At 37.2% G+C, this 12,599-nt stretch carries 9 protein-coding genes; 2 read left to right on the top strand and 7 right to left on the bottom strand.

Annotation, left to right across the window (positions count from 1 at the left end):
* Positions 1-43: 43 nt before the first annotated feature.
* Positions 44-1,069, bottom strand: coding sequence for a transaldolase family protein (locus Rain11_RS06375; RefSeq protein WP_101358557.1), 1,026 nt, complete (start codon positions 1,067-1,069; stop codon positions 44-46).
* Between the two features lie 158 nt (positions 1,070-1,227).
* Between Rain11_RS06375 and Rain11_RS06380 the strand changes: the two genes are divergently transcribed.
* On the top strand, positions 1,228-1,992 hold the full coding sequence (locus tag Rain11_RS06380) for an alpha/beta fold hydrolase (protein ID WP_317042749.1): 765 nt from the start codon (positions 1,228-1,230) through the stop codon (positions 1,990-1,992).
* Positions 1,993-2,105: 113 nt separating this feature from the next.
* On the opposite strand, the gene Rain11_RS06385 is transcribed toward Rain11_RS06380, so the two are convergent.
* The 3 genes from Rain11_RS06385 to Rain11_RS06395 form a co-directional block, all read right to left on the bottom strand.
* Positions 2,106-2,525 carry a YbjN domain-containing protein gene (locus Rain11_RS06385; RefSeq protein WP_101358519.1) on the bottom strand — a complete coding sequence of 140 codons (420 nt, stop codon included), beginning with the start codon at positions 2,523-2,525 and terminating at the stop codon, positions 2,106-2,108.
* 150 nt (positions 2,526-2,675) lie between these two features.
* Complete coding sequence (locus Rain11_RS06390) at positions 2,676-3,386, bottom strand: ABC transporter ATP-binding protein (RefSeq protein ID WP_101358520.1); 711 nt, start codon at positions 3,384-3,386, stop codon at positions 2,676-2,678.
* Between the two features lie 211 nt (positions 3,387-3,597).
* Positions 3,598-6,624 (bottom strand): tetratricopeptide repeat protein, encoded by a 3,027-nt coding sequence (locus Rain11_RS06395; protein ID WP_101358521.1) that lies wholly within the window; start codon positions 6,622-6,624, stop codon positions 3,598-3,600.
* Positions 6,625-6,739: 115 nt separating this feature from the next.
* Here Rain11_RS06395 and Rain11_RS06400 point away from each other — a divergent pair, with 115 nt between their 5' ends.
* Positions 6,740-7,321, top strand: a complete 582-nt coding sequence (locus Rain11_RS06400) for an adenylate kinase (protein ID WP_101358558.1) — start codon at positions 6,740-6,742, stop codon at positions 7,319-7,321.
* A gap of 40 nt (positions 7,322-7,361) precedes the next feature.
* Here Rain11_RS06400 and Rain11_RS06405 read toward each other — a convergent pair whose 3' ends face one another.
* The 3 genes from Rain11_RS06405 to Rain11_RS06415 all read right to left on the bottom strand — a co-directional run bounded on the left by Rain11_RS06405 (position 7,362) and on the right by Rain11_RS06415 (position 12,592).
* Positions 7,362-10,640: a DUF7948 domain-containing protein gene (locus Rain11_RS06405; RefSeq protein ID WP_101358522.1), complete on the bottom strand. Its 3,279-nt coding sequence runs from the start codon at positions 10,638-10,640 to the stop codon at positions 7,362-7,364.
* 114 nt (positions 10,641-10,754) lie between these two features.
* Positions 10,755-11,750, bottom strand: a complete 996-nt coding sequence (locus Rain11_RS06410; RefSeq protein WP_101358523.1) for a DNA adenine methylase — start codon at positions 11,748-11,750, stop codon at positions 10,755-10,757.
* On the bottom strand, positions 11,747-12,592 hold the full coding sequence (locus tag Rain11_RS06415; protein WP_101358524.1) for a hypothetical protein: 846 nt from the start codon (positions 12,590-12,592) through the stop codon (positions 11,747-11,749). Before Rain11_RS06415 ends, Rain11_RS06410 begins: the two co-directional genes overlap by 4 nt.
* Positions 12,593-12,599: the final 7 nt, after the last annotated feature.

The following is a 12,599-nucleotide window of genomic DNA, read 5'->3' on the forward strand; positions in this document are numbered from 1 at the left end:
CTCTCTACAAGTTTTTATGTAAAAGAGGGGTATGTTGTAATAATTAACCCATCAAGCCAATATCTATCAAATCTTGTACATCTAACATTCCTTTGAGCTTGCCTTTTTCGGTAACAATCAGATTATCTACATTTTTTTGCTTAATAAGTTGAACGGCATCATTCAAAAGGGCATCGCTTTCAATGGTAAGCGGCGTTTTGAACTCAAATTCGCTCATTTTCTTTTTGAGCAAATCTTTTCCATTTTCTTTAAGTTTTCTACGCAAATCGCCATCGGTAAAAACGCCTACAAGGTTTTTCTTACTATCAATTACAGAAACAGCACCAAAGCCCGATTCTGTCATTTGCACAATTGCATCAAGCACGGTTTCGGTGAGCTTGACGGTAGGGTTTTCCTGACGAATAATATCTTTGACACGCTTAGTCATTAGTTTGGTGTGTTCTTCAAATTGTTGTGTGCCAATAGCCGTGAAATGGTTTTCGGTGAGTTGTTTCATTATTTTCCAAGGCACGGTAATGGTATGCACACCTATATTGATAGCATTTCTGACGTGTTCTACATTACGCACAGAAGAGAACATAATTTTAGAACGATAGCCATAATAATTTACAGCATCTACGCATTGCTGAACAAGAGCCAGAGCATCGTGTCCTTGGTCTTGCAATCTGCCCACCAGTGGGCATACATAAGTAGCCCCTGCTGCCATAGCCATATAGGCTTGTTGGAGGGTATAAACCAAATGAATATTTACTTGATAGCCTTCGTCTGTGAGTTTTTTACAGGCTTTTACACCTTCCAAAGAGACAGGTATTTTGAAAACGGTTTTTTCTTTGCTTAAACCCAATTTTACAAGTCTTTTGGCTTCTTTTACAATTTCATCTGCATTATCGCCAAGGGCTTCTACTTGTAAAATAGGTACCATTTTTGAAAGTTTGAGGATAATTTCATCTACATTTTTTACGCCTTCGCGGTGCATAAAAGTAGGAGTGGTGGTCAGTCCTGTGAGAAATCCGAGCTGGAAGGCTTCTTCAATTTCTTTGATGTCTGCTGAATCAAGATAGAGTTCCATTGCGTACAAAAGTTTATTTTCCAAAATTACGCCCCAAAGTAAAGATTTTTCTTGTAATTCTCAAAATGGATTTTACTACAAGGCAAAATTTTCTGTAATTTGCAAAGCAAAATAGAAGCAGGAGGTAGGAAGCAAGAAACAGGAAATCTATTACTATTATGCTATACTATCAGGAATTAGGTTCAAAAGGTAAAGAAATTGTGATTATTCACGGGCTTTTTGGTTCATCAGATAATTGGCTTACTATCGGAAGAGCTTTGGCTGATGAATATAAGGTTTATCTCATAGACCAACGCAATCACGGCAAATCTTTTCATAGCTCTGAATGGACTTACGAGGCTATGGCGAAAGATTTACACGAATTTATAGAAGCTAAAAATCTGCAAAATCCTACTCTTTTGGGGCATTCTATGGGGGGCAAAACAGCAATGTATTATGCTTGCAACTACTTTCCAAGCAAGATTGAAAAGCTCATTGTAGCAGATATTGCTCCTAAAAGTTATCCGCTTCATCATCAGCATATTTTAGAGGGCTTGCAGGCAATTGATTTACAAAAACTGACATCTCGCAAAGAAGCGGAGGAAATTTTAAGCCTTTATGTAAAAGAAGATTCTACCAAAGCCTTTTTACTCAAAAATCTGTACCGAGAAGGAGAAAAATGGGCTTGGCGTATCAACTTAGCTGTTATCGCTGAACAAATTGCCAATGTAGGTGAGGGTTTGCATACCAATCTTACTTTTGATGAACCCACACTTTTTGTTCGGGGCGAAAAATCTCATTATATTCTTGATGAAGATTTTGAGCTTATTCGTTATTATTTCCCCAAAGCAATTATAGAAACCATAGCAGAGGCAGGGCATTGGCTTCACGCTGAAAAGCCCCAAGCATTTTTAGAGGTGGTGAAAAACTTCTTAAAAAGTTGATTTTTTCTGAAAGTTTTTGCTTTTTTTATCGTTTATACAAAGTTGTTTCCCTAAAAATAAACAACCGCATCAAGCTCTTTGGTGCGGTTATTTATTTTTAATTTTTGAGGCAATTATTTACCAAAATATTTTTCACGCAATTTATCATCGTATAGGTCGGCATAGTAGCCAATTCTATCCAACATAGCGGCGGCTTCGGTTTTATCCAGTCCTTGTGCTTCGCGTATCATTTTGATATAGGCATAATTATCCTTGATTGTAAAAGCTACACCATACAAAGTATGATTGATTTGCAAAAGCTCTTGGTAAAAAGCCTCACGATTGGTAGGGGGAACGCCTACCACAGGCGAAAGCAGTTGGAAATAAATTTGCTTGTTGCTTTCCATTTCCCAAACATCTACCCAAACGCTTGCCGAGCCTCTTTTCAAGTTCCATTGTCCTTCTAATTCGCCTCTGCAAGCTACGGGGTCTTCGCCCATATCACGGATACAACTTTCAATAATTTCGTAATAGTATTTGATAGGTTGTTGCATAATTTTTAGAATTTTTGAGGCTAACGCAAATCAAAACAAATACAATTTGGGCAAATATGCAAAAAAACTTTGAAAAATATTTTTTTTACCTCAAAAATTTTTGAAATAAAAGTAAGGAAATCAGAAAGCCGTTTTTACTGAGCTTCAAGCTCATATTAATTGACTGCTAAATTGTTTATTGGCTTCATCAGTTTCTATTAAGCCATCTCGTAGGCGTATGATACGATGAGCGTGTCGGGCAATATCTTCTTCGTGAGTAACCATAATAATGGTGTTTCCTTTTTGGTGTAAGGCATCAAAAAGAGCCATAATTTCTTGGGAGGTTTTTGTGTCAAGGTTACCTGTGGGTTCATCTGCTAAAATAATACTCGGATTATTTACCAAAGCCCTTGCAATAGCAACTCTTTGCCGTTGCCCGCCCGAAAGTTCGTTGGGGCGATGTTTGGCTCGGTTTTCTAAACCTACATTTTTCAGTGCTTCCATAGCTCGTTCTATGCGTTCCTTCTTGCCTACTCCTGCATAGATGAGTGGCAAAGCAACATTTTCTAAAGCTGTAGAGCGGGGCAAAAGGTTAAAAGTTTGAAACACAAAGCCAATTTCTTTGTTGCGAATTTCGGCGAGTTCATTATCGCTCATATCGCTTACTTCCGTGCCGTTTAAGATATAAGTGCCTTCATTGGGAGTATCCAGACAGCCAATAATATTCATCAGGGTTGATTTTCCCGAGCCCGAAGGTCCCATAAAAGCCACGTATTCGCCTTTACGAATGGTTATGCTAATATCTTTCAAGGCGTGAATTACCTCGCTACCCATTTCGTATCTGCGAGCCAAGTGATGCGTTTCAATGATAATTTTGCTCATAATAGTTCAGATTTTGAAAGTTCAGAAGTTTGAGTTTCAAAAACTTTGTTTTAACTAATTTCTTGCCTCTTGTTTCCGTAATTATTTACATTCAAAAAGTTTAGCATTGGGAGTTCAGGATTTTAAGAACTTTATCTCTTATTCCTTTTGTGTATAGCATCAATATGTCTAAAATCCTGTTTCCTGCATCTTGTTTCTTGTTTTGTACTAATCAACGCTTTTTTTCTGTAAGCATTGTCTTGTAACGAGGAAAATCTTGGGGAGCAAGACTTTCTATTTTGCTTAAAGCCTCTTGGGCATATTCCCAGAATTCGGCTTTTAGGCATTGTTCAAAATACAATTTCCAAGCAAGTGGGTGAAGTTCGTTGAAGCGAGTGGCTTGTACTGCCCAGTCATAAGCCTTGCCTTGTGGATTTTTGTCCAATTCATTTGAAAGGGCAATTATATTGGGGTAAAACATTATTTCAAACGGATTGCCCCAAATAGCTTCTTGGTACAATTTATAGGCATTATCAGGCTGATTTTTTTCTGCAAGAACTCCTCTAAAAAACTTCTGATAAGGCTCGTACAAAGCATTGAGCTTGTAATTTTCTACTAAATTTTTTAACGTGCTTAAATCATTTTTGTAGAAAGCTACTTTCATTTTTACCCAAATGAGTTCGCTTTGGGCATTTGGCGAAATAGAAAGGTTATTAGGGATTTTCTGCAAAAAATTATCAGCTTCTGCTATTTTTCCTTCTTTGAGCAGTAAGTTGGCTGTTTCGGCAAAGGCTTTGGCTTTCAGCGTTTCGTTCTGAATACTTTCTGCCATTTGCATTTTGAGCTGATTGTCAAGGTCGTTTCGGTAGTAAATCATTCCATAACGCACCGAGTCGGAGTATTCTTGCCATTTGTTTTTTTCAGCATAATGTATTTTGAACATTGTTTCGGCAATTTTTTTGCGTTGTGGCTTTAAGCTATCCAAAGCAACCAATTGCCATAGTCCTACACATTCTTCTAAATTTTTATCTTCGCTCAAAGCCACTGCCCATAAGTAGTTGATTTCAGATTTACTTTGTGAGGCAAATTCATTTTTCTGCAATTTTTCCACTGCTTGCACAGCTTGCCAAGGTTGTCCTAATCTAAGTAAATGTTTTACAAGATTGTACTGGTAGTCTGATGCAGATATGTAAGCCAAAAAGCGGCTCGCTTCAACGGCTTGTTGATGATGGTTTTTCTTGTAAAAATGATTAAGTTTGGCTTGTAAGAGAAAGTCGTTCAAAGAGATATTCTGATTGCTATTGAGCAAACGATTGATAACGTGTAAAGCATTGGTATCTTGGGCGTTAGCTGATAAAAAATTATACAAATAAATTGCTTGATTTTTGTTCAGAAGTGTGGTATCATCAAGATTTTTTCTTGCAAAACTTACATTAAAGGGGAAATTAGCCATTTTTTGGTAGGCATTAAAAGTGGCAAAAAGATTGCTATTAAAAGTAGCATCATTTTGGGGGGAAATTTTACCCAAAGTATCCTGTGGCAGAAAAGGCTTGCGAGCCAAAAGCCCCAGTACATTGGTTTGAATTTCAAGGGGATTTTTGGTATAATTTTGAGCTTTTTTTAGATAAAAATAGGCAGAATCTATCTTGTTTTCCAAAGAGTACATCACGCCTAAATTGTTGTAGAGGAAAGCATTTTGAGGGAACTTTTGCACACCTTGCAAGTAATAGGCAATAGCCTGCGGAATTTGATTTTTATCAATATACTCTTGGGCAATAATAGCATAAGTAAAGGCTTGTGGGTCGCGGAGAAGAGCTTGTTTGAGTGCTTTGACACGTTTTTCAGTTTGTTCTTCGCTTAAATTTTCTTTTTTTCCTATGATAGAAGCCTTTGCAAGCCACAAACGATGACTGACGGGGTCGCGTGAAAGGGCTGTTTCGTAGGAGTCGTTTGCAAGCAAATGTTCAGTTTCACGAGGACTTTCTAAATACAAATCACCTACACCACTGAAATACGCCGCAATAGCTTGATTGAGAGCAATCGCATTTTCTTTGTAAATCAAAAGTCCCATTAGTAAAAATCCTAATCCTCTTGTCAGATACCAAGGAATGGGTTTGGCTTCTTGGTTGCCATAAAATATTTGTGAAAAGTTTTGATTAGCTTCCTGAAAGTTAATTTTTTGCAAGTTAAATGTAACATACACCCACAAAGCCACAGCAAAACCTGCGTGAGAATACGTGATAAAATCTTCGCTTGCGGCGATGGCATCTTCGTTGGCGGTGGTATTGAAATAAAAAAGTGTAATGTTGGTAATAATGACCATAGCCAAATACACCCAAATACGCATTCTTTCGGGGACAATGGTTTGAAATAAAGGGTTGTATCTAACGCCCCAAAAGCCCGCTATTTGGGAAATAGCTAAAATGTAAAAGTCGTCAATGAGTAAAAAATTAGTGTTATACTGCTTGCTATTGCGTAAATAAAGCAAAAGCAAATTGGTAAGATACAAAACTATAAAAAGATGAAAGCCTAATTTTTTGGGTTGAGTGGCGGTAAGCGAAGCTACTAAATAAGGAATTTCAGAAGCCACTAAAAAAATAGTACTAACTGCAACAATAGCAGGCAAAACAATACCATAGCTGGATAAGTAAAGGGTTGGGTTACTTTCTTTGGCAAAAAGAAAAATAAGTAAATCAAGTAGTAGCCAAAGAATGAGGTTAATGCCAAAGCGTTGCAAGAACGAATATTTTTGTCCAAAAGCGTGAAAATAATAATTAGCCCCTACAATCAGTACAATCCAAATGCCACTCCATAGCCATTTGGCATAAATTCCAAAAATTCCGAGCAAATGAATTTGCAGTGTGATGATAAAAATTATCATTAGTGTAGCAGAAAGTAGGAAATAAGTTCTATTGAAAAAACTTATGCTTGCTCCAAGCAAGCTGATAGCAAGCGAAATAACTATCCACCAAACTTGCGAAGCCCAAAAGGGAATTTTTAGGTCAGTAGCTACATATAAGTATTGCTGAAAGTAAGAAGGAACAAGAAAATCAACTTGTAAAAGCCCTTTTTCAAAAGTTTCCAGAGGTATTTCTTGGTTTTGTGTAGTGATAAGCGTTTTCCATTCATAAAGCCACTGATAGCCCCAATGCCTACTAATAAGCATAGCTATGAGAGTAGCCACAGCAAAAATCATAAACCAATATACGAGCCACTTATTAGGGAAATTACGCCAAAAGAGAAGGTGTTTTTTTTGCATAGCTTGTTTGCTGAAAAATTATTTTCCCGCAAAAATATTTGTATTTCTTGAAAAATGTGTAATTTTGGTTAAAGTTTATTTTTGCGTTAATCAAAAATCAAAATTTTACAGAAAAATGTTAAATTTAGTCATTTTCGGTCCGCCGGGTGCAGGCAAAGGCACACAAAGCGATAAACTCATCGCCAAATACAATTTGTTTCATATTTCCACAGGAGATTTGTTCCGAAAACATATCAAAGAGCAAACAGAGCTTGGAAAAAAAGTGGTTGAATATACCAATAATGGTATTTTAGTACCTGATGAAATTACTATTGCGATGCTCAAAGAGGTTTTAGATGCTCACCCCGAAGTAAGTGGTTTTATTTTTGATGGTTTTCCACGCACCGTTGTGCAAGCCGAAATGTTGGATAAATTTATGAAAGAGCGTGGTACGGCAATTCACGCTGTCGTAGCTCTTGATGTCAGTGAAACAGAAGTAAGAGAGCGTTTAGCAAAACGCAAACTGATAGAAGGACGCTCTGACGATGAAGAAGAAAAAATCAACAAACGCATTTTTGAATACTACAACAAAACAATGCACGTTTTGCCTTATTATCATAGCAAGGGCAAACTCTGTAAAATCAATGGCATTGGTGATATAGAAGAGATTTTTCAGAATATCTGCCAAGCCATTGAACAGGTGAAAGAAAAAGTTTAACCAAAAATATTAGGCAGGTTTTTTAGCCTGCCTTTTTAATTTACTTCATCACTTGCACCCAGCCATTACAACTTACTCCCGAAGGGCTTTCCAAATAGTAGTAATATACACCTGCGGTGATGTTTTCATCTTTGCCCCAATTGTTTTGATAGTTATCAGATTTGAATACTAATTTCCCCCAACGATTCCAAATCTGAATTTTAGCATTTTTTTCGGCAATTTCAAAAGTATCATTGATGCCATCGCCATTAGGGGTAATAACATTCGGCGGGAAAATAGGGGGCTTGGGGATAATTACTTGTTTCGTGGCTCTTGAAATACAGCCATTTGGATTTTCAGCAAGCAGAGTGATAGTGTAAGTTCTATTCATTTCGGCGTAGGTGTATTCATCAGGTCTTGTGCCTTCTAAAATATTGCCATCGCCCATATCCCAACGGAATTTTACGAATTTGGTGGTATCTACATTATCAGCAAGACGCAAACGCACTCGGTAAGGGCTGTTACATTCTTTGAGTAGTGTAAAGTTGAAATCCGCAGGAGTAGCAGGTATAACTTCTACTCTAACATTTTTTACTCTTTCGCAAATGCCATCACGCATAGTGAGCGTATAGGTAATGCTTTGAGTAGGTGAGGCAATAGGGTTAGGAATATTCGGATTATTTAGCCCTGTGGTAGGTCTCCATTGATAAAAAGTTGCTCCGCTGGCTTGTAGTTGTACGCTTTCTCCTCTGCAAAGATTGATTTGGTCAGGAGGAAAGGTAAAATTGGGAAAAATCACCTTTAAATCTTTAATCGCTTGGCTTACCTGATTGCAATTCGTAACGGTGAGGCGAATTTTGTAGTCGCCGGGAGCAGTGAAAGTATATGAAAAATTGCGGTCGGTGTTTTGAGAGAAAATTACATTAAAATTCACGTCTAAAATTTCCCACAAAAAGTCATCAGCATCAATAGCATTGAAAACAAAACTTACCCTTTGTTCGCAAGTTTCCGAACCACTGCTAATTAGTTGCGAGTTACGAGGATTGACCATTTGGAAATCAGCGGTTACATTGAGCTTGAACTTAAAAACGGCATTATTGCAATTGGTGCTGTTATTGGTATTAGACCAAGCCCCGGGCGTTGTAGGAAAGCCATTAGTGCCTCCACAAGAGGCACAAGTAGAGTGGTAAATAATACCATTTTTAGAAAAACGGCTTGTTCCGCCATCTACGTGGTCGCCTGTTTCGTTAGAAGCATTTTCACCAAAGAAAGTAGCATATAAAAGTCTTTCCATATTGCGTTTATAGACGGCAATGTAGAAATCTCTGCCATTTATCGTGGTACGTCTGTAAGCGTCTTCGGTGGTAGGCATATTGGTTACGCTACTACCCGAACCATTCAGACTGCCACCCCAACCTGCAATGTAAATATTGTTGCAGTTATTTTCAGTAACCACCAAAAAAGCCGTAGGGGAAATATCAGGATTGCCATCGCCTGCACCTATACGCGTACTCCAACGAGAAGTAGCCAAATCGGGGCTAATTTTATGGATAAATTGTCCGCTGTTGGGGTTATTATACACCCCCGAACTCACAGGATAATTACCGAAAGTCTGTCCGAAAGCATAAACTTCCTCATCAGAGTCTAAATCTATAAAAAAGGAAACATCAGCGGCAGAAGTGCCTAAATAAGTGGTACGAATGATATTTCCCAAAGCATCAAAACGCATAATAAAGCCGTCATCACTGCCCAACGCAGAAGGATTGAAGGCTCCTGTGGTATTGGGCAAATTGGTGCTATTAGTACCTCCACCTACATACACTTCGCCTGCTTGGTTGGTTTTTACGGAAAGGGCGTAATCAATGCCTGAACCGCCAATATATCTGCCCCATAAAATTCCTAAGCTATTGTTCATTTTTACAACTAATCCGTCTGCTACACCGCTCAAAGAGCCTGTTATACCTGTAATACTTGCAGAGCGGGTAGTAGAGGCGATATAGATATTATCATTAGCATCGGCATAAATATCTCCTCTAAATTCATCGCCGTAATTATTGATAACCATTCCCCCCGAAGGTTTGATACCATCGTTGCCTGTACCGCCTATGAGCCGAGAAGCATTCAGCGTTCCTGTGGGATTAAGTTTTACTACAAAAATATCACTTCCGTTGTTGTAGGAAATTCCTGAAATAGGGGTGAGACCCGTTCCGCCTGCGAAAGAACCAAAAGTGGCAGGAAAGTTCGTAGAACTGGTTGTTCCTAAAATCCAAAGATTATTTTGGCTATCCACTACCAAGCTATGAGGCACTTCGGAGTCTGATCCACCAATGAAAGTAAGTTGTTGTAATGTTGTGCCTGTGGCATTGTATTTGAAAATGCCAACATCAGTAATTGTTCCCCCTGAACCTGTACTGCCAATAGTGATGGCTCCTGTAAAATTAGGAAAACTTAAACCAAAAAGCGTAGCTCCCGAATATAAGTTGCCTGCATTATCAAAGGCGGCGGTATTACCCCAATTATCAGAAACTCCACCAGAATAGGTTGAAAATACAAGTTCAGGGTCTATGATAAGGTCGTAATTTTTGTTATATCCTTTTGGAAAGTAGAAAGAAAGTATATTGCCTTGCAGGCGAAATTCAGTAGGTATTTCAACTTTTTTACCTCTGATGATTTGGTAACTTATGGGCTTTTTTTCATACATATCGCCCACAGAAGTTTGAATGAGCAAAGTACCATCAGGCAAGATTTTTACACTTTCGGCGTGTTTGTATTCCATTTGAATAGATGCAGGATTTGCCCCTGCTTTTACATAAAATTCGTACTTCAAATGATTTTCCCCCTGAAAAATCGCATAATCAATGCCTGTGTAGAGGTTTTTGTACAAAATGCCCTCATATCCCTTTACATTTTCAGCCCAACGACTTTTTTCACCTATGTAGTAATGATAAATTGTGGGTTTGGCTTTGCCCAAGGCTTGCACTTGCACAGGGTTTGACCCTAAAAAATCTATTACAAAGCTATGAGCCTTGATACCTTTTTGTTTTTCATAAATGGCAAATTCAGGATTATTCTGATGGGCGGGCTTGTGGCGTAAATATTCAAGGGCTTTACTATCATAGAAACTGAATTGCAGGGCATTGTTGTAGGCGAAAAGAAAGCCACTTGGCAAATCGGCACGAAAAGCAATAGATTTTTCCCATTGATTTTTGTTTTCAATGAAGGTAATACCTTGCGGACTTGTTTTTGCCCAAACTTTTTTATTAAAATCCTTTGTGCTTTGTGGAAAGGAAATGCTTATACTAACGCACACGCATACAGAGATGAGTAAAAGTCTTTTCATATCTTTGCTACTTTTTATAGCAAAGTTAAATAAAATACAGAGATATGCAAGTTTTTGATAATGAAAAAATTAAAAGTTGATGTAAATTTACCCCAATTACCGATTTTTGACAATTCAGTGTTTTTTTTCCAAAAAATGTAGAAATTCAGTGGTATAGTTTGCTTTGTAAGAGCGTTGGGAAGGTTTATCAGCCATAAAGCGGTTGTAATTTTGGGAAAATACCTCGTAAGTGCCGTATTTACGCATAATTGTTTGAATTTTTTCTAATGGTATAATGCCTTCATTATTGTAGCTTAAAAAAATGTATTTGAATTGAGCTTTGGCAATGATTTTTTCAAGTGTTTCGGGGGCTTTTTGTTTAGAGCAAAATAAAGATTTGTAATAATTGGGTCGTAAGCCTGTTTTGCCTTGTGGCTCAAAATGGTCATAAAGAGCAATAGTATTAAGTAAATGATAATTGCTACCATACTGGCGAGTATTGTAAGGCGGGTCTAAATATAAAATATCTCCTGATACCTTTTCTATTACTTTTTCGGCTTCGCCGTGATATACTTCATGAGTTTGATGATTGACTTCAAAATGAGCGGGTTCTAAAAAAAATGGTTTTTGAGCAGATTTTTTCAATTGCTTCAAAAAAGCACCATATACGGAAGCTGTATTAGCTACTTTATCCGCACTTTCTAAAAGAGAGCAAAGCAGGAAAAAGTATTCATCTTCAGAAATGCTATTTTTTAAGTTTTCAATTTCTGTGCGTATAGCATCTATTTTTTTTCCGTTTGGGGCTGAAAAATAATTACGTAAGCTACCTTTTTCAGAGTAATTTTGGTATATAAATCCTTCTTTGCCTTCAAGAGTATTGAGATAATACAAATTTTGCGAAGAAACTTCTTGATGATTTTGGATATAATTTCTATTAAGCACAAAGGCATAATATTCAGTATCGCTGGCTATAATTTTTTTTACTTTGCTTTTGAAAACTCTTCCTACTACGCCTGTTCCTGCAAAAGCATCATAAAAAATAGCTTTTGATAGCTTTTCTTGACCAACAACTTCCAAGATGGTTTCACGTATAAAGGGGATAAGTTTGTATTTTGAGCCAATATAGTTCATAAGTCATTGGTTAGCAAGATAATAAAGCAAAAGGTCTTGTAAGTTATTCTACCAAGACTTTTGTGTTGATAGGAAAAAGTAATTTCTAAAGGTGTTCGTATTGGGGCTTTATCAATAATGTGCTTAATTTGAACAGGTGTTATCCCTTCGTCCAAATATACTACAAAAAGGCGAGGCGATGCACCAAAGCGTCCTTCATCTTGGTATTGATATAAATATTTAGCTACTTCGGCAGGATTTTCCAAAGCAACTCTTTTCCATTGGTTGCCATATTGTTTTTTGAACTCATTTGTAGGACTTTTAGCTACTTTTTGGTCATAGCTAATACCATTGATGAAAAAATCTACGCCTCTGGTGTGGGAAAGTGTGGGGATTAAATCTTCGTGTTTTAAAAATAACAAAGTTTCTATAAAATCATTTCTTACCGTGTTAATTTCCTTAATTCTTCTATATCTTACGGCGGCTTCCTTTACTTGTTCGTCTTTTTGCAGGCGGCTAAAACGATTATCTCCATTGATTTTTTGCACAAATTCGTCAAAAGCTCCTTGTGAAAAAGGCCATTTTACTTCGCCTAAACCTAACTTTTCCCACTCTTCTAACAATATTTGTAAAGACCTTTCACCCTCTATCCCACTTGTAAATTTAGGCAATTCTTTGAACATTTCTCTAATAATGCCTTTGTGAGCTTCGTAATTCCATATTTTTACAATTTTATCATAAGGATTACTTTCTTTGGGTAAGTTAAGTTTTTGCAAAAAAAGATTTGCATTGGTTTTATTGCCAAAAATTTTCTTTACTATTTTGCTATCAATGGATTTTTTTATGTCTCTTACATCAAACATTTTATTT

The organism is Raineya orbicola (assembly GCF_002843425.1).
Classification (GTDB): Bacteria; Bacteroidota; Bacteroidia; order Cytophagales; family Thermonemataceae; genus Raineya; species Raineya orbicola.

Bases quoted from the DNA above. Each gene is read 5' to 3' on its own strand.
- Rain11_RS06375 (WP_101358557.1), bottom strand. From the start codon at position 1,069: ATGGAACTCTATCTTGATTCAGCAGACATCAAAGAAATTGAAGAAGCC.
- Rain11_RS06380 (WP_317042749.1), top strand. From the start codon at position 1,228: ATGCTATACTATCAGGAATTAGGTTCAAAAGGTAAAGAAATTGTGATT.
- Rain11_RS06385 (WP_101358519.1), bottom strand. From the start codon at position 2,525: ATGCAACAACCTATCAAATACTATTACGAAATTATTGAAAGTTGTATC.
- Rain11_RS06390 (WP_101358520.1), bottom strand. From the start codon at position 3,386: ATGAGCAAAATTATCATTGAAACGCATCACTTGGCTCGCAGATACGAA.
- Rain11_RS06395 (WP_101358521.1), bottom strand. From the start codon at position 6,624: ATGCAAAAAAAACACCTTCTCTTTTGGCGTAATTTCCCTAATAAGTGG.
- Rain11_RS06400 (WP_101358558.1), top strand. From the start codon at position 6,740: ATGTTAAATTTAGTCATTTTCGGTCCGCCGGGTGCAGGCAAAGGCACA.
- Rain11_RS06405 (WP_101358522.1), bottom strand. From the start codon at position 10,640: ATGAAAAGACTTTTACTCATCTCTGTATGCGTGTGCGTTAGTATAAGC.
- Rain11_RS06410 (WP_101358523.1), bottom strand. From the start codon at position 11,750: ATGAACTATATTGGCTCAAAATACAAACTTATCCCCTTTATACGTGAA.
- Rain11_RS06415 (WP_101358524.1), bottom strand. From the start codon at position 12,592: ATGTTTGATGTAAGAGACATAAAAAAATCCATTGATAGCAAAATAGTA.